This window comes from Gulosibacter macacae (assembly GCF_003865375.1).
In the GTDB taxonomy this organism is placed as follows: Bacteria; Actinomycetota; Actinomycetes; order Actinomycetales; family Microbacteriaceae; genus Gulosibacter; species Gulosibacter macacae.
In genome coordinates this window covers 15171-32774 of sequence record NZ_RQVS01000019.1, presented here as the reverse complement: position 1 = coordinate 32774, position 17604 = coordinate 15171, and the positions used below count along the sequence as shown (strand labels likewise).

General features: G+C 64.6%; 12 protein-coding genes and 1 other RNA gene. 7 read left to right on the top strand and 6 right to left on the bottom strand.

Annotated elements, in window-relative coordinates:
• Window positions 1-92 precede the first annotated feature (92 nt).
• From EG850_RS12020 to EG850_RS12005, 4 genes are all read right to left on the bottom strand, one after another.
• Window positions 93-866: a VOC family protein gene (locus tag EG850_RS12020; RefSeq protein ID WP_124973801.1), complete on the bottom strand. Its 774-nt coding sequence runs from the start codon at window positions 864-866 to the stop codon at window positions 93-95.
• Entirely contained in the window at window positions 863-1270 is a 408-nt protein-coding gene (locus tag EG850_RS12015; protein WP_124973799.1) for a VOC family protein, read from the bottom strand. The genes EG850_RS12020 and EG850_RS12015 overlap by 4 nt, the downstream gene beginning before the upstream one ends.
• Window positions 1271-1336: 66 nt before the next feature.
• Window positions 1337-1433: signal recognition particle sRNA small type (gene ffs, locus EG850_RS12010), an RNA gene on the bottom strand.
• A gap of 34 nt (window positions 1434-1467) precedes the next feature.
• The gene (locus EG850_RS12005) at window positions 1468-2907 is read right to left on the bottom strand and encodes an APC family permease (protein ID WP_407920593.1); all 1440 of its coding nucleotides are present in this window, start codon (window positions 2905-2907) and stop codon (window positions 1468-1470) included.
• Between the two features lie 137 nt (window positions 2908-3044).
• Between EG850_RS12005 and pta the strand changes: the two genes are divergently transcribed.
• The 5 genes from pta (at window position 3045) to recR (ending at window position 11460) form a co-directional block, all read left to right on the top strand.
• The gene (gene pta, locus EG850_RS12000) at window positions 3045-5168 is read left to right on the top strand and encodes a phosphate acetyltransferase (protein ID WP_124973795.1); all 2124 of its coding nucleotides are present in this window, start codon (window positions 3045-3047) and stop codon (window positions 5166-5168) included.
• 48 nt (window positions 5169-5216) lie between these two features.
• The gene (locus tag EG850_RS11995; RefSeq protein WP_124973793.1) at window positions 5217-6419 is read left to right on the top strand and encodes an acetate/propionate family kinase; all 1203 of its coding nucleotides are present in this window, start codon (window positions 5217-5219) and stop codon (window positions 6417-6419) included.
• Between the two features lie 137 nt (window positions 6420-6556).
• A complete protein-coding gene (locus EG850_RS11990; protein ID WP_124973791.1) occupies window positions 6557-7882 on the top strand; it encodes a uracil-xanthine permease family protein in 1326 nt (441 codons plus the stop codon).
• Between the two features lie 32 nt (window positions 7883-7914).
• Window positions 7915-10851, top strand: a complete 2937-nt coding sequence (locus tag EG850_RS11985) for a DNA polymerase III subunit gamma and tau (protein ID WP_124973790.1) — start codon at window positions 7915-7917, stop codon at window positions 10849-10851.
• Between the two features lie 6 nt (window positions 10852-10857).
• Window positions 10858-11460: a recombination mediator RecR gene (gene recR / locus EG850_RS11980; RefSeq protein WP_124973788.1), complete on the top strand. Its 603-nt coding sequence runs from the start codon at window positions 10858-10860 to the stop codon at window positions 11458-11460.
• Window positions 11461-11592: 132 nt separating this feature from the next.
• Here the strand turns inward: recR and EG850_RS11975 are convergent, their stop codons facing one another.
• Both EG850_RS11975 and EG850_RS11970 read right to left on the bottom strand, forming a co-directional pair.
• On the bottom strand, window positions 11593-13938 hold the full coding sequence (locus EG850_RS11975) for an HNH endonuclease signature motif containing protein (RefSeq protein ID WP_235829319.1): 2346 nt from the start codon (window positions 13936-13938) through the stop codon (window positions 11593-11595).
• Window positions 13939-14271: 333 nt separating this feature from the next.
• Entirely contained in the window at window positions 14272-14916 is a 645-nt protein-coding gene (locus EG850_RS11970) for an NAD(P)-dependent oxidoreductase (RefSeq protein ID WP_124973784.1), read from the bottom strand.
• Between the two features lie 138 nt (window positions 14917-15054).
• On the opposite strand from EG850_RS11970, the gene EG850_RS11965 reads away from it, so the two are divergent.
• A complete protein-coding gene (locus EG850_RS11965) occupies window positions 15055-16326 on the top strand; it encodes an aspartate kinase (RefSeq protein WP_124973782.1) in 1272 nt (423 codons plus the stop codon).
• 48 nt (window positions 16327-16374) lie between these two features.
• The gene (locus tag EG850_RS11960; RefSeq protein WP_124973780.1) at window positions 16375-17436 is read left to right on the top strand and encodes an aspartate-semialdehyde dehydrogenase; all 1062 of its coding nucleotides are present in this window, start codon (window positions 16375-16377) and stop codon (window positions 17434-17436) included.
• The last annotated feature ends 168 nt before the right edge of the window (window positions 17437-17604 follow it).

Below are 17604 nucleotides of genomic sequence, written 5' to 3'. Positions count from 1 at the left end.
GAACGGGGGTGTCATCCACTCTTTTTGGCCTATAACCCGCAATTGGGGTGGTACGGAATCAATTCCGTACCACCCCAATGCTGTTCTCTGCCCTAGGCCGCTGCCACCGGCCCCAAGATCTGGAAGGTGGTGCCCTGGTCGTCGGCGACGGTGGCGACTCGACCAAACGGCGAGTCGATCGGACCATCGACGAGCTTGCCACCGAGCTCGGTCACCTTCGCAACCGCCGCATCCGTGTCAGTGACGTCGAGGTAGGGCCGCCAGAACGACTGCGCGTCGGCCGGGAACCACGCAACAGCATCGCAGATGCCAGCAACTGCCTCGTTGCCCGCGCCATTCGTCGCATAGCGCATCCCGTTGTCATCGTCATCTGCCGGCATCGGCACGATGTCAAAACCAAATACCTCGCGGTAGAAGTCGACCGAATCGTCGTAGCGCAGGGTCATCAGCTCAAACCACGAGGGCGCGCCTGGCTTGTTCCGAGCTTGGCCCTCGGTCTGCGCACCATCCCATGCCCCGATCGCGGCGCCGTCTGGCCCAATGTAGAAGGCCATCGTGCCCATGCCCTCGATCGCCATCGGCTCAACCAACACCTGGCCGCCGCGCTCACGCACGGTCTCAGTGACGCCAGCGACATCGTCGGTATCGAGATAGACCGCGAACGAATCGGCCTCGCCCTCGCCCGGGATCGCCTGCATGGCTCCGCCGACGGCCTCGTCGTCAAGCATCACCATGTGATAGCCACCGAACTCATCACCGGGGTTGATAAAGCTCCAGCCGAGGAGTTCGCCATAGAACTTCTTCGCGCGCTCGAGATCGGTCGTGTAGAGCTCGAGCCAGACCGGGCGGCCCTTGATCTCGCTCATGCCGCACCGCCTGCGAGGTTGACGTGCCAGATCACACCGAAGCGGTCGCGCAGCTGGCCGTAGGAGTCGCCCCACATCTGCTGGGCGAATGGCACCACGATCTCAGCGCCGTCTGAAAGCGCCGCAAAGTGATCGGCAAGCACCGGGTCGTCGCCGGTGAGCGAGACGGCGACCGTGTCGCCCGGAGTGTGGGGCATGCCGGGGTAAGCGTCGGAAGCCATGATCTGGTTGCCAGCAGCAGTGTTGAGCTGGCCGTGCATGACAAGGTCGGGGTGTTCAGCGTCGGGCATCGATTGGCCGTACGTCATCACATTGAGGTCGCCGCCGAGTACCGATTGGTAGAACTCGAGGGCTTCGCGAGCGGTCCCGTTGAGCGCGAGATAGGGGTCGAGATTGATGGTCATGAGCAGAAAGCTAGTGATGATTGCTTCGCGTTCGCTTCGACCCAGATGACTGCCGAATGAGGAAACAGAGAAGACCCCTCACGCACCCGCCAGAGCCTGGTTACCCTTGCTTCGTTTCCGACCTGGGGGAGTTGGCCTGGATGGCGCCACGTGAGGGGCCGTCTTTGAGTATAGAGGATGAACCGCAGGTGACGCGGCTAGCGCTTGTCCTCCGGTTCACCGTCGATTGCGGCGAGTTCGGCCTCTTCGTCAACGGTCTTGTTGAAGCCGGTGACGGGCTGGGCCTCATCGAATGCATCCGGCTGCGTGCGGAAGCCCTTGGTGATCACGGCGAGGTAGATGATGCCCGCGGCGAGCCAGATGACACCACCGATGAGTGCGATGTTGTCGAGGTTGACCCACAGCAAGCCCGTCAAGAGCGCGCCGACGCCCGGCATCACGATGTACGTGAAGATCTCGCCCGGAGTCTTTCGGCGCCCCTGGCGAATCGCGTAGTGCGCAATCACCGTGAGGTTGACGAAGGTGAACGCGATCAGCGCGCCGAAGTTGATCAGCGAGGCGATGATCTCGAGCGAGAACTCCATTGCCGCGAGCGACACTACGCCGACGAGGATGATGTTCCAGGTCGGGGTGTGGGTCTTCGGGCTGATGTAACCGAAGAATCGGCGCGGGATGACGTTGTTGCGGCCCATGACGAGCAGCATGCGCGAGACCGAGGCGTGCGAGGCGAGTCCCGAAGCCATGGTCGCGACGAAGCCGGCGGTAACGAAGATCGTCTGGAAGACCTGGCCACCGACGATGAGGCCGATCTGCGGCAGCGGGTCGTCGGTGAACTCACCGAACGGGGTGTTGTCGGGGAAGCGCAGCTGGGCGAAGTAGCCAGCGGCGAGGAAGATGAGGCCGCCGAGGAGCACCGTGAGGGTGATCGCCTTCGGCATGATGCGCGCATCCTTCGCCTCTTCGGTGTACATCGTGATTGCGTCGAAGCCGATGAACGAGAAGCAGACAATCGTCGCGGCCGCGAGGATCATGCCCATGTCGAGGCCCTCGTGCACAAATGGCCTCGCGCTCACGAGCGTGCCCTGGCCCTCGCCAGCCATGAGCTGGAACGACACCATGACGATGAACACGATGATGATGACGATCGCGAATGTGAGCAGCAGCCCGTTCACGCTCGAGGTGCCGCGCATCGAGAAGTAGACGATCGCGGTGACGGCGATCACGTAGACGATGACGAAGATTTCCTTCGGCACATCGGGGAACATCTGCTCCATGTAGAGGCGGATGATGAGTGCGTTCACCATCGGCAGGAGCAGGTAGTCCATGAGCGAGGTCCAACCGACCATGAAGCCGACGTTGGGGTGGATCGACTCGCGCACGTAGGTATAGGCCGAACCGGCGCTCGGGAACGCGCGGGTCATCTTGCCGTAGCTGATTGCAGTGAAGAGCATGACTACGAGGGCGACGATGTAGGCCATCGGCACCGAACCCTCGGTCATCTCGGAAACGATGCCGAACGTGTCAAACACGACGGTCGGCGTCATGTAGCCGAGGCCGAGGGCAACAATTGCCCAAAGTCCTAGGCTTCTGGTGAGCTTGCCCGATTGACGTGGCGCTCCACCCTGTTTCGGCATCATTGCCTCCTGATAGCGGTCTCTCCGCAGATCTACACGGGATAATGATCGACATTCATTGTCGTCGCTTGTGACAATAGTGCATCCCAGGCATTTAGAGGACTCGGTTGGACGTGTTCTGAGGCGGATACGATGGCGCGGTGACCGCGAGCATTTACTTCACCTCATCCGAAGGCTTTTCCGGCAAGGCTGCCGTCGCACTGGGCGTGCTTGAGACGCTCACGCAACGCGTTGGCCGCGTGGGCATGTTCCGTCCGATCGTCAAGGATGCGGCAAGTGACGACATCCTCGACATCCTCGCAGCCCACGTCGACCCCACCCTCGAGTTGCAACCCGAAGAGTGCGTCGGCGTCACCTACGACGAGGTGCACGAGGACGCCTCGGCCGCACTCGCGAAGATCATCGCGCGCTACGGCGCCGTCGCCCGCCGCTGCGATGCGATGGTGATCGTCGGTAGCGACTTCACCGATGTTGGCAATCCGGCGGAACTCGGCTTCAACGCCCGAGTCGCAGCCAATCTCGGCGCGCCGGTGCTCCTCGTGCTCTCGGGTCGCAACCAGACCGATCTCACGGCGCGAACGCCGGAAGAGATTGCCCAGGCTGCGGCCATCACCATCCCCGAGATCGAAGCCGAGCACGCCAACCTCATTGCCTGCGTGGTGAACCGCGCCGACCCCGACACTCGCGAAGAAATTCGTGCGGCTGTGGATGCGGCGCTCACGGAAGTCGGGGTGCCGGGTGCGTCGAAGGTGCCGGTGTGGGCACTGCCAGAGAACCCCATCCTCACTGCCCCGACCGTTGCGCAGCTACTGTCAGCCGTCGACGGCACGCTCTACTCGGGCGACTCGGCGTTGCTTGACCGCGAAGTGCTCGGCGTTACCGTCGCTGGCATGAGCATGGAGCACGTGCTCGAGCGCACCTTTGAATCGGGCGTGGTGGTCGTTGCGGGCGATCGCACCGAAACACTGCTCGCGCTGCTCCTGAGCCAGCAGGCCGACACATTCCCCTCGCTCGCTGCGATCGTGGTCAACGGGCCGTTTGCGTTCTCGCCGGTCATCACCGAGTTGCTCGCGGGCGTGGCCGCGAACCTGCCGATTATTCGCACCGAGCACGGCACCTTCGAGACTGCCCAGCGCATTATCAATACCCGCGGTGCCCTCGGCCGCACCCAGCGACGCAAGCACACCGTCGCGCTCGCTGACTTCAGCACGTATGTCAACGCAGATGAACTCGTGCAGCTCCTCGAGGTGCCGGAGCCCTCGGTGGTCACCCCGCTCATGTTTGAGTACCAGCTGCTCGACCGCGCCCGACGCGACCGCAAGCGCATCGTGCTGCCCGAGGGTGGTGATGACCGCATCCTGATTGCGGCCTCGATGCTGCTCGCGCGCGAGGTTGCCGATCTCGTCATCCTTGGCGACGAGGATGCGGTGCGTCGTCGCGCTGCCGAACTTGGCGTCGATATTTCGGATGCGCAGGTGCTGTCGACCTCCGACCCCGAGTTGCTGGGTCGCTTCGCCGAGGAGTACGCGAAGCTGCGCGCGCACAAGGGCGTCACGGTCGAGCAGGCGCTCGAGAAGATGCAGGATGTGTCGTACTTCGGCACCATGATGGTGCACCTCGGTCTCGCCGACGGCATGGTCTCGGGTGCCGCGCACACGACGGCGCACACCATCAAGCCGAGCTTCGAGATTGTGAAGACGAAGCCGGGCACCTCGATTGTGTCGAGTGTGTTCCTCATGGCGCTTGCCGATCGCGTGCTCGTCTATGGCGACTGTGCGGTGAACCCCGACCCGAACTCCGACCAGCTCGCCGATATTGCGATTTCGTCGGCGGAGACGGCGCAGCAGTTCCACATCGACCCGCGGGTGGCGATGCTGAGCTACTCGACCGGTGATTCGGGTTCGGGCGCCGATGTCGACAAGGTGCGTGCCGCGACCGAGCTTGTGCGCGAGCGGGCGCCGCAGCTCGCGGTCGAGGGCCCGCTGCAGTACGACGCTGCGACCGATGCGGCGGTGGCCGCGAAGAAGCTGCCGGGGAGCGAGGTGGCCGGCCGTGCGACGGTGTTCATCTTCCCCGACCTCAACACCGGCAATAACACCTACAAGGCGGTGCAGCGTTCGGCTGGTGCGGTGGCGATTGGGCCGGTGTTGCAGGGTCTGAACAAACCCATCAATGACCTCTCGCGTGGCGCGCTCGTGAGTGACATCGTGAATACTGTGGCCATCACGGCGATCCAGGCCCAGGCCGAGCAGGCCGCGCGCTAACCCTGTCGAGTCCAATCAGTTCCGCAAGCTCTACCGAAAGCATCCGTCATGAGTGTTGTTCTCGTCGTCAATTCCGGTTCGTCGTCGCTGAAGTACCAGCTCATCGACATGAGCGCTGAGCGCACGCTCGCCTCCGGGCTCATCGAACGCATCGGTGATGCGCAGGGCCAGGGCGTCATCACCCACAAGGCCGGTGACGAGAAGGTCGTACGCGAGGCGGCGGTTGCGAACCACGATGCTGCGTTTGATGAGATGCTGCGCAACTTCGCCGAGCACGGGCCGAGCCTTGACGAGTTCCCGCCGGTTGCGGTGGGACACCGAGTCGTGCAGGGCGGTCGTCGCTTCTTTGGACCTGCGGTCGTGACCGACAAGGTCGAGCAAGACATTGAAGAGCTCATCCCGCTCGCACCGCTGCACAATGGCCCGAACCTCGCGGGTATTCAGGGTGCCAAGCACGCGTTTGGGTCGATTCCGCATGTGGCGGTGTTCGACACGGCGTTCCACTCGACGCTCTCGGATGCATCGAGCCTCTACGCGATCGACCGCGCGGTTGCTGAGGAGTACCGCATCCGCCGCTATGGTGCCCACGGCACGAGCCACAAGTTCGTCGCCGAGGCGACGGCGGAGTATCTCGAGCGGCCGATCGAGGAGCTCAAGACGATCGTGCTGCACGTCGGCAACGGCGCCTCGGCCTGTGCCGTTGACGGGGGCCGCTCAGTTGAGACTTCGATGGGCATGACACCGCTTGAGGGACTCGTCATGGGCACCCGCTCGGGCGATATCGACCCGGCGGCGCTCTTCCACCTGCACCGCAAGGCGGGCTACGACATCGCGATGCTCGATGATCTGCTCAACCGCCGCTCGGGCTTGCTCGGGCTCACCGGCACGAACGATCTGCGCGATGTGATTGCGCGCATCGAGGCGGGGGATGAGGTCGCCGAAACCGGCCTTGAGGTGTACGTGCACCGCCTGCGTCACTACCTTGGCTCGTACCTCGTGGCACTCGGCGGCGTTGACGTGATCGCGTGGACCGCGGGAGTTGGCGAGAATTCGCCCGAGGTGCGTGCGCGGACGCTACGCGGCATGGAGTGGCTCGGCATCGAGATTGATGAGGCGCGCAATAGCGAGCGTGGCGAGGGCATTCGCGTGATTTCGACGGATGCGTCGAAGGTGAAGGTGCTCATCGTGCCGACGAACGAAGAACTCGAGATCGCGCGCCAGACGCTCGAAGCGACGGGGATCACTGCGTAGCGATCGTCGCGCGCTGAGGCTCGGGTAGTGGCGCGCTGAGGCTCGGCCTGCCGCGCGCTGAGGTTCGGCTTGTGGCGTGCTGAGGTTCTCGAAGCGCCTACCATTGCCCTCGGACTACGGATGAGGGCGGTGCGCAGATGAGCGAGCAAACAACGACGACGCCACGATTTGGCTGGCGATTGCACGGCGATGGTCGGCACCTCGCACCGGGCGCGGTCGTTGCCCCGGATGAGCGGCTTTCGTGGCCGCGCACTATTGGCATTGGAGCGCAGCACGTCGTGGCGATGTTCGGCGCCACCTTCCTCGTGCCGCTCATCACCGGCTTCCCGCCAGCAACCACGCTGCTGTTCTCGGGCATCGGCACGCTGCTCTTCCTCATTGTGACGAAGGGCCGCGTGCCCTCCTATGTCGGTTCCTCGTTCGCGTTCATTGCCCCGATTGCGGCGGCAACGGCATCGCACGGCCATGCGGCCGCACTCGGCGGCATCGTCGTCGCTGGTGCCACGCTCTTCGCGATCGGCCTCATCGCCCACCTCGTTGGCAGCGGCTGGATCTCGAAGCTCATGCCGCCCATCGTCACCGGCGCGATTGTCGCGCTCATCGGCCTGAATCTCGCGCCCGCGGCGAAGAGCAACTTCGAGCAGGCGCCAATCACGGCGCTGGTCACACTTGTCGTCGTCGTGCTCGTCACTGTGATCTTCCGCGGCATGATCGGGCGCCTGTCGATTCTCATTGGTGTGGCCGCGGGCTACGTGGCCGCGGTGCTGCAGGGCGAGGTCGACTTCACGGCAGTGAACGAGGCGGCCTGGATCGGTCTGCCTGAGTTCACGACGCCGACGTTCCATGTCGCGACGCTCGGGCTGTTCATCCCCGTCGTGCTCGTGCTCGTCGCCGAAAACATCGGTCACGTGAAGTCGGTGGCACTCATGACCGGCCGCGATCTTGACCCGATGATTGGCCGCACACTCATGGCCGATGGCGCGGCCACGGTGCTCGCGGGTACCGGCGGCGGCTCGGGCACGACGACCTATGCCGAGAACATTGGCGTGATGGCGGCGACGCGCGTCTACTCGACTGCCGCGTATCTCGTGGCCGGCATCATCGCCATCCTGCTGTCGATGTCACCGAAGTTTGGCGCCGCGATTGCGACCGTGCCCCCGGGCGTACTTGGCGGCGCGGCCACGGTGCTCTACGGCATGATCGGTGTGCTCGGCATTCGCATCTGGGTCGAGGGTCGCGTGAACTTCTCAAACCCGATCAACCTCACCACCGCCGCAATTGCGCTCATTGTCGGCATCGCGAACTTCTCGTGGGTCGCGGGTGAACTCACCTTCGAAGGCATCGCGCTCGGCACTGCGGCGGCGCTCATCGTGTATCACGCGATGCGCGCAATCAATCGCCTGAGCGGCGCGATTGTGATTCCAGAAACGCTGCCAGCGGATGCGCCTGTGGATCGCCACTGAGCGCGTCGGTGGCGCACTCTAGGATGGAGCGCATGGTCGCTGCGCTCTACCGTCGATACCGGCCGGAATCCTTCACCGAGATGATCGGGCAGCAACAGGTGACCGAGCCGTTGATGACGGCGTTGCGTACCGGACGCATCAATCACGCGTATCTGTTCTCCGGTCCGCGCGGATGCGGCAAGACCTCGTCGGCGCGCATCCTCGCCCGCTGCTTGAACTGTGCGCAGGGGCCGACGCCGACGCCGTGTGGCGAATGCGCATCCTGCCGCGAACTCGGGCGAAACGGTGGCGGATCGCTCGATGTCGTCGAGATTGACGCGGCGAGCCACGGTGGCGTCGACGATGCTCGTGACCTGCGCGAGCGCGCGGTGACTGCGCCGGCGCGTGATCGCTTCAAGATCTTCATCATTGACGAGGCGCATATGGTCACCGGCGCCGGCTTCAACGCGCTGCTCAAGGTGGTGGAAGAGCCGCCGGAGCATGTGCTGTTTATCTTTGCGACGACCGAGCCTGAGAAGGTCATCGGCACGATTCGCTCGCGCACGCACCACTTCCCGTTCCGGCTGATTCCGCCGGCGACGATGCTGCAGTACGTCGGTGAGATCTGTGAGCAAGAGGGTGTGACGGCCGAGCCCGGTGTGCTGCCGCTGGTCGTACGCGCCGGTGGTGGCTCGGCGCGTGACACGCTGTCGCTGCTTGATCAGCTCATCGCTGGCACCGATGGCGTGCAGATGCATTATGAGATGGCGTCGCAGCTGCTTGGGTTTACTTCGCAGGGGCTGCTGGATGCGACGATCACCGCGTTTGCCGATGGTGACGCTGCTGAGGCGTATCGATCGATTGATGCGGTGATTCAATCGGGTCAGGATCCGCGTCGCTTCGTTGAGGATCTGCTTGAGCGAGTGCGTGATCTGATCGTCGCGAAGGCGACCGGCGCTGGCGCTGTGGCGGTCTTGCGCGGCATCTCGACTGAGGAGCTTGATCGTTTGCTCGCGGCTTCGGCGCGGTTTGCGCCGGCTGGGTTGGCGATGATCGCCGACACGGTGAATGGCACGCTCACTGAGATGAGTGGCGTGACGGCGCCGCGGGTGCAGCTTGAGCTGATGGTGGCGCACATTTTGGTCGCGCTGCGGGTGTCGTTTGGCGGCGCGGATGCTGCGGGTGGCGCGGATGCGGACGCTGGCGTGGCTGGTGCTGGTGCTGGTGCTGGTGCGCAAGCGAGTCCGGGAACTAGCGTGCCTGCGGCGACCAGCCAGGGTGCGGGTGCGCCCGGGCAGCAGGTGCCGGCTCGCCAGGCCCCCGAACGGCCAGCCCCCGAACGGCCAGCCCCCGAACGGCCAGCGCCCGAACGTTCGGGAGCAAGCGCAGGCGAATCTTCGGGTGGAGCGCCGACGCCGACCCAGCCGGTGGTCGATGCTGCTACCCAGGCGACGTCCGCTTGGGCGGCTGCCGAGCCGGTGAAACCAGTTGACGCTCGGCCCGGTCAGCGAGACCAGCGCAACGACACCGCCCGTCCTCACGCTGACTCGTCTTCGAACGAACGACCGGCAGAGTCAGCCGACGCCGGCGGGCGCGGTGCACCCGATAGCCGAGCCGGCACCGCATCGCAGCCGCGCGACGGGCAAATTGATCACGATCGCTCGACCGCGACGGGCGGCGCGGGCGACCTGCGCGCAACTCAGCCGGCCGGTGCCGCAGCGAGGGGGCCAGCCGATATCGATCTTGCGCGCGTGCGGACTGCGTGGCCCGAAATCCTCGAATCGGTGCAGCGACTCGGCGGACGTGCCGCGTGGTCGGTCGTGCAGCAACTCGAACCGAACGGTTGGCAGGATGGCGTGCTTCGTGTAATTGTGCCAAGTCGCGGACTCTCGCAGCAGTTGCGCAGTGCATCGGGTCAGGGCAAGGCGCCGGGCGCGTACCTCAAGGATGCGTTGCGGCAGGCGTTCGGCTTTGATGTGCAGATTCAGCCGCGCGTGCGCACCGACGATGGGGGACCGGCCCAGACGCCGCCAGCACCGCCCACCGATGCGGAGGGCAACCATCCCCCGTCAACCTGGTCCGTAGCCAAGGTCCCCACAGGGGCAGCTGATGATGGGCCGGGTTCGGGCTGGGATGAGCTCGCGACGGAACGCGAAGGCGTAGCGCCGAGTGAAATGAGCGATTCGCCTGGGCTGGAATCGACACACATCGATGAATCTAGCCCAAGTGCGGCAGTCGACGATCGGGCTAGCGCCGGTCCGTCCGGTGCTGGCACTGGCGTAGGTGCTGACGCAAGTGACGACCGTGCGCCGGAGGTCATTGCGGCGCGTCACCTGGTCGCACAAGAGCAGGAGACCGCGCCGGAGCACTTGCCGGAGACGACAGTGCATGTGAGTGATCCGAGCGTGACTCAGCGGGTGCAGAATCCCGTTGCGCCACCGACGAGGGGCCAGGATGCACCGGCGGCGCAGAGCGTTAACGTGGCGGTTCAAGCTGAACCGGCTGACTCAGCCAGAGTTGCTGCGACGCGAGAGCTTGTTTCAGAAGTCGATTCGGACGCCGCATCAGACAGCATTCAAGCCACTTCGGACATTGGTTCGGGTCCGCGTAGGTCGCCAGATCTCGCGGCCTGGGCGGATCCCGCCGCGGCGCCGGAGCCAGTCGCCCCTGCAACAGCCGAAGTGTCACCGCCCGCGTCCGCAACGTGGACCGTCGCGAAGGTGGGCGGCGCGGATGAATCGGAGGCTGATGCATCCGAGGTGCCGGCTGGTTTGCGGGTCATCATGCCGGAAGATTTGCCGGAGCCCGAGCGTCACCCGGCAAACTATGGCGGTAATGAGCGCTACGGTGAGGCGGTTGTGCGCGAGAAGCTTGGCGCGCGATTTGTCGGCGAAGAGCTGATCGAGGATATTCCGGTGCCGAGCGGGTACTTCGCGCCGTCGCCGGAGGACACGCCACCTGACGACTACGAAGCACCGCCGGAGGAGTAAGCGCGAATGTACGAGGGCATCGTTCAGGACCTCATTGATGAGCTCGGCCGCTTGCCGGGTGTTGGTCCGAAGTCGGCGCAACGCATCGCGTTTCACATCGTGCAGACGCAGAACTTTGATGTGTCGCGGCTGGCACGCATTCTGCTGGATGTGCGCGACAAGGTGCGGTTTTGCCAGTACTGCGGGAATGTGGCCGAGGAAGTCACCTGTCACATCTGCGCTGATCCGGATCGTGACACCACGCTCATTTGCGTCGTCGAAGAGCCGAAAGACGTCGCGGCGATTGAGCGGACGCATGAGTACAACGGCCGCTATCACGTGCTCGGCGGGGCGATCTCGCCGATCGACGGTATTGGTCCGGATCAGTTGAATATTCGAAGCCTTATGCCCCGTCTTGAGTCGGGCGAGGTGGTGGAGGTGATCATCGCCACCGACCCGAACCTGGAGGGTGACGCGACGGCGAGCTATCTCTCGCGCTTGCTCGTGGCGATGGGCGTGCGGGTGTCGCGACTTGCGTCGGGCCTACCGGTCGGCGGCGATCTCGAATATGCGGATGAGGTCACGCTCGGCCGTGCTTTCGCTGGCCGTCGCATCATCGGCGGCGAGTAGCTCCGCGCGTTTCACCAGCCGCGCAGGGGCTGTGCGTGCGAAGTCGTCCGGAGCAAACTCGGCAGCGCGACCCGGCAGCGAGGCCCGGCTCGCGTTGCCCGGCTAGAAGCGCGGCCAGGCAAGCGCGGAGGCCTACTGCCGATCGCTGAATCTCGCCGCGCGACGTAACCTGCGGACGGGAAGCGGTGTAGTAGTTCTGGCGGTAGTGAGTCGCATCAGCCTGAGTCCCCTGGGGAGACGTGGGTACCGTGAGCGAATAACTGAGAACTGCGAGGCAAGCACCTGGCGAGCGCGTTCCTCGGCCAATTCGTCCGGCGAGAGGATCGAGCTTACGAGCCGTGGGGACCGAGTTGGCTCCCGCGACTTAGTCCACTCCAGAGTGCGCATTGTTGTGTGCCGCGATGTCGTGTGCCGCGATGTCGTGCTTCGCGCGCGCTCGTGCGCAGCGGCGCTCGACGCCACAAACGGTGCCGGTGCCGTTGCCGGTGCCAGTGCCGGTGCCGGGACAGTTGCGGGCGCGACGCCGTCTCGGGCAGGGTGGTGCGCCGAACCCCATGGGCCTTCACTTGGTGGTGGCGTTGCAGATGCACGTGTCTGCACGACTCGCGGCGGAATCTTGGGGGTCGGCGGCAGCGGTGTCGGCGGATGCGCTTGGCGGAATGCGGGATCGAACCGCTTCCGGCCACCCAAACGAGGTGTCTGACGGGAATCGACCATGCCGTTCGGCACGAACCACACCGTGCCACCCGAGCCGTTGCCACTGCCTTCTCGCTCGGGGTCGGGCACGATGTGCACGTCCCAGTCGTGGTGGATTCGGTGGTGACAGGTGGTGCAGAGCAGGATGCCATTGCTCAGGTCGGTGGGCCCGTGATCCCGCGTCCACCACTTGATGTGGTGCGCCTCGGCCATTCCCGGAGGCAAACCGCAAAAGGCGCAGCCGCCATCGCGTTCGACAAGTGCGAGTCGTTGCGCAGGCGTAAAGAATCTGCGAGATCGCCCGAGATTGAGCACTTCGCTATCGCCACCCAGGACGAGCGGGATGATGCCAGCCGATGCCGCCATCTTGCGCGCCGTCGACACATCGATCGGGCCGTGACCATCGATCTCACAATGTGAGGGCCCGACGGCCGTTCCGTCCGTTGTCGAGGTCGAGTCGATGACGGCCTCGAGGGGCATGCGCACTACGACGGTCGTTGAGGAGGTGCCGGCAAGTTCTGCCGCATCACAACCCAGCGCGTGACGACACAGTGTCGCGAGCGCATCGGCCTGGAGCTGTGGGATTGATCGGTGCTCGACACCTGCCGTGCCTGATGACGACCCGGCCTCATTCAGTGACTCGGTGGGAACAAAGCGCACTCCCGCGGCGGAAGGCGCGCTCACCACACCGTCGACGAGGGATGACTGAGCAGATCGCGACTCGCTCACCCACGATGAACTCGTCGTCGGCGCATCCGGATGCTCCGCGTGTTCAATGCGTACGGTGGGCTCGGTGTGCCGAGCATGCTCGGGAGGGCCGAACGCCCAACTCGGTCGCTCGAGGTCATGCGAACCGATCTCGTCAGCGATTCCTTCAGGCGATTCGCCCAGGGCTGATGCACAGTTTCCCGCCAGACCGGCAACTGCGTCTGCCCGAGAGACCGCGGCCTTGTCCTCCTGGCGGTGCCGACCACGATGCGGTGGATAGGTCGCGAGCGTCACATTGCTGCCCCTCGCTGACCGCAATTGATGGGTGACGAGCGCATCGATCACTGCTCGGATGGGTGCCGCGGTTTCGGGATCGAGCTTTCCCGAGAGCGTGACCATGCCCTGCGCGTCGGTGCCGAATCTCAGCGCGCGGGCTTGTCGTTGGCGCTCGATCTTGGGTTCGAGTCCGTCTGGGTCGATGAGTGCTTCGGAATGCTGGATCGCCTTCTTCAGCTCACGAAGCGTGACCTCTGCGGCGAGGTCAACGAGGACCGCTTCAGCGACCTGAACATCATCGATGGGCACTACTCGGCTGACTCGATCATTGAACTCAACGATCTCGGCTGCCGCTGCGAGTCCAATGCGACCTTCGCCGATTGCCTCCGCGACGTGCGGAGTGTTTGCTGGTGCGCGCTCACCGGAGAGCCATGTTTCGCCGGCGCAGTTAGCGCCGACCTCGATGAATCGACGCGCTTCGCCGCGGGGCACTCCGATTTCGTACTCAACGAGTTCGCAGGTGGAACGGTGGCCCCGCTCACGCGCAATCGGGTGCGACTCTTGCACCGTGACGCGGGAAGCAATTTCGCCAGCGAGTGCAGCGATCACGCCGTCGACCTGACGGCGAAGCACCCCGGCTGCGTGCAGGACGTCGACGAGTTGTGCGTCGGTGAGTAGCGCGGCATCACCGACCAGCTCGCCCGAAAGTCCGAGCGGCGCGCCAGCTTGCCAAGCGTCGTCGTAATCGCGGATGCGATCGCTGAGAAAGCGGCCCTGCTGATCGGTGGCTGTCGTCACGGTGGTCACCCCGCTCTCAAGTCGGCGATGTTGCGTTGTGGTTTCAGTCTACAGAAATAATCGAACAGATGTTCTTATTTGGCTGAATAAATGCTGAATATCGAAGCGGGATGAAGGTGGGTGTTGTCGCTCAACCAAGGGTAGGTGTGGCCTGCGACATTTGGTGCGGGGGTCTCGATTCGGCCTTCGGCCTACTCGACCAACCAAGTGGGAGCGTTCGGCCTACTCGACCGACCAGGTGCGGCGTCCGCTAGTTGGCCCACGAAAACGGCCTGTTTGTGCATCCTGGCGGGGATGCGCAAACAGGCCGTCCGTTGCGACGAGATGCGCCAGCTAGTGCGCGACGGTGAAGCGCTGGTTCACGTGGTTACGCTGCTCGAGCTCATCCACGAAGGCGAGCGCATAGTCGGTGCCCGAGATCTCGCTCGTCCCATCCTCAGCAGTCACGAGCACATCGCCACCGGTGCGGTACTCGCCAGTCGTCTCACCAGGCGCGAATGAACCGTAGAGTGCCGCCGGGCTCACATAGAACCAATCCGCCTTGCCAGCGTCGGCGCGCAATGACTCGAGCACATCCGCGTGCGCGAGCGCCTCAGGCTTCCACTCATCCATGAACTCGGGGGTGTCAACGAGGCGCGGGCCGTCTTCCGACACGTGCAGCGAACCTGCGCCACCAACGACGCCGAGGCGCGCACCTGCGGCAACCGCAGCATCCACGACTGCGCCAATACGCTGCACAAGCGGGGCGCCGTCAACGTCGTGTGCCTGCACGGCCACGACCACTGCATCCGCGCCCTCGGCCGCCGAGGCCACGACCTCAGCGTCAGCAAGGCTGCCCACACGGTACTCAACGCCACTGGTCGGTTCGGCGGGAGCATTGCGCGAATAGGCCACCACCTGGTGTCCGCGGCTCACTGCCTCGCGAGCGATGTTGCCACCGGTGTATCCCGTGCCACCGAAAATGACGATGCGTGACATATTGGCCTGCCTTTCAAACTTGAGTGCCGAAAGGTCTAACAGGTGAATGCCCGTCGTATTCCCGACAGTGCGTAGAGGACTAGACTCTTACGAGGCGTGCGCCCGCGCGCCGCGCAGTCATTCCGGGAGTAAGCACACGTGAGTCTCATCGTGCAGAAGTACGGCGGATCGTCGGTCGCCGACGCTGAGGGCATTCGTCGCGTCGCCAAGCGCATTGTCGACACCAAGCTGGCCGGGCACGATGTCGTCGTGACCGTCTCTGCCATGGGTGACACGACCGACGAACTCGTCGACCTCGCGCACGAGATCACGCAGCAGCCCGACCCGCGCGAATTTGACCTGCTCGTCACGAGTGGTGAGCGCATCTCGATGTCGCTGCTCGCCATGGCGATCAAGGCCCTCGGCCATGAAGCCCGCTCGTACACCGGCAGTCAGGCCGGCATGAAGACCGACGGTACCCACGGCGACGCGCGCATCGTTGAAGTTACGCCTGACCGCATCCGTGCCGCCGTCGAAGCCGGTGCGATCGCCATCGTTGCCGGATTCCAAGGCATCAACGTCGACACCCAAGACATCACCACTCTCGGTCGCGGCGGCTCCGACACCACCGCCGTTGCCATGGCTGCCGCCCTCGGCGCCGAAAAGTGCGAGATTTACACCGACGTCGACGGTATCTTCAGCGCCGACCCGCGCGTGGTGCCGAAGGCGCACAAGATCAACGCGATCTCGAGCGAAGAGGTGCTTGAACTCGCGGGCTCGGGCGCCAAGGTGCTGCATATCCGCGCCGTTGAGTACGCCCGGCGCCAGGGCGTCACGCTCATTGTTCGTTCGTCGTTCTCGGACAACCCGGGCACCATCGTCTACCACCCCGACCGGGCAGAGGAGTTCCCCTTGGAAGAAGCAACCATTGCCGGCGTCGCTCACGACCTGAGCCAGGCGAAGATCACCGTCGTCGGCGTGCCTGATGTGCCCGGCTCGGCAGCGGCTTTATTCGGCATTGTTGCCGCCGAGGGCGCGAACATCGACATGATCGTGCAGAACGCTCAGACCCAGAGCGATGGTGTCACTGACATCTCGTTCACCCTGCCGAAGGCCTCGGCCGACGCCGTCGCTCGTGCGATTGAAAATGCCAAGGATGAACTTGGTTACGAGCAGCTGCGCCTCGACGACCAGATCGGCAAGGTGTCGCTCATTGGTGCCGGGATGCGCTCGAACATCGGCGTCTCGTCGACGCTCTTTGAGGCACTGCGCGATGCCGGCATCAACATCGACATGATTTCGACGAGTGAGATCCGCATCTCGATCGTCACCCGCGCCGAGGTCGTCGCGGAAGCCGCGCGTGCGATTCACGCCGCCTTCGGCCTCGACGGCGAATCAGAAGCCGTTGTCTACGCGGGTACCGGCCGCTAGGCCTGCCCCAAGAATTCGGCGCAACGCCAAGAATCAGGAGTGAGAACGATGTCGAAGCAGTTCACCGTTGCCGTTGTTGGTGCCACTGGCCAGGTCGGAGAGGTGCTGCGGCGCCTGCTCGACGAGCGTGACTTCCCGCTCAAGGCCGTCCGATTTTTCGCCTCGGCGCGTTCGGCCGGTAAGGAACTCGAGTTCCGCGGCGAGCGGATCGTCGTTGAAGATGTCGCGACCGCCGACCTCGATGGCATCGACATCGCCCTCTTCTCGGCTGGCGGCGCGACCTCGAAGGCCCAGGCCGAGCGCTTCGCTGCCGCTGGGGCGGTTGTCATTGACAACTCCTCGGCCTGGCGCCTCGACCCCGAGGTGCCGCTCGTGGTGAGCGAGGTCAACGGCGCCGACATCGCGAACCGCACCAAGGGCATCATCGCGAACCCGAACTGCACCACCATGGCGGCGATGCCGGTGTTGCGCCCGCTCCACGAGGCCGCGGGCCTGCGTCGCCTCGTCGTTTCGACCTTCCAGGCCACCTCGGGCTCGGGGCTCGCGGGGGCAAAGGAATTGTCGGGTCAGGTCATTGCCGGTGTCGAAGCGGGTGAGAATGCACTGCTCGGTCTCGTGCACAACGGCTCGGCAGTCGAGCTTCCCGAGCCGCAGAAGTACGTGCATCCTGTCGCCTTTAACGTGGTCGCCCAGGCCGGTGACTTCGTCGACGATGGCTCGGGTGAGACCGATGAAGAGCAGAAGCTGCGCAACGAATCGCGCAAGATTCTCCACATCCCCGACCTGCTCGTGAGCGGCACCTGCGTGCGCGTGCCCGTATTCACCGGCCACTCGCTCACCATCAACGCCGAGTTCGAGAACGACATCACACCCGAGCAGGCGCGCGAGATTCTCGCCGCAGCGCCCGGCGTCGAACTTGCCGAGGTGCCGAGCCCGCTCATGGCGGCTGGCCAAGACCCGAGCTTTGTCGGCCGCATTCGCGCTGATCAGTCGGCCCCCGCGGGCAAGGGCTTGGCGCTGTTCGTCTCGGGTGACAACCTGCGTAAGGGTGCAGCGCTCAACACGGTGCAGCTTGCCGAACTCGTCGCCGAAGAGCTGTCGGCTGCATAGCCCGCGCCACTGCGTAGCCCGCGCCTCAACTGCGAGCGAAAACGCCGAGTGGGAGTCTCCAGGGGCTCCCACTCGGCGTTTTCGCTCTCACTTGCGTCGTTACGCGGGCCGCGCGCTGGCTGGATGCGCGCGGAGGCGAGCGGCCCTGCGCGCGCGTAGACTGGAGGG

Coding starts and splice junctions, on each gene's coding strand:
- recR (WP_124973788.1), top strand. CDS start 10,858: ATGTACGAGGGCATCGTTCAGGACCTCATTGATGAGCTCGGCCGCTTG.
- EG850_RS12015 (WP_124973799.1), bottom strand. CDS start 1,270: ATGACCATCAATCTCGACCCCTATCTCGCGCTCAACGGGACCGCTCGC.
- EG850_RS11960 (WP_124973780.1), top strand. CDS start 16,375: ATGTCGAAGCAGTTCACCGTTGCCGTTGTTGGTGCCACTGGCCAGGTC.
- EG850_RS12020 (WP_124973801.1), bottom strand. CDS start 866: ATGAGCGAGATCAAGGGCCGCCCGGTCTGGCTCGAGCTCTACACGACC.
- EG850_RS11995 (WP_124973793.1), top strand. CDS start 5,217: ATGAGTGTTGTTCTCGTCGTCAATTCCGGTTCGTCGTCGCTGAAGTAC.
- EG850_RS11985 (WP_124973790.1), top strand. CDS start 7,915: ATGGTCGCTGCGCTCTACCGTCGATACCGGCCGGAATCCTTCACCGAG.
- EG850_RS12005 (WP_407920593.1), bottom strand. CDS start 2,907: ATGATGCCGAAACAGGGTGGAGCGCCACGTCAATCGGGCAAGCTCACC.
- EG850_RS11990 (WP_124973791.1), top strand. CDS start 6,557: ATGAGCGAGCAAACAACGACGACGCCACGATTTGGCTGGCGATTGCAC.
- EG850_RS11970 (WP_124973784.1), bottom strand. CDS start 14,916: ATGTCACGCATCGTCATTTTCGGTGGCACGGGATACACCGGTGGCAAC.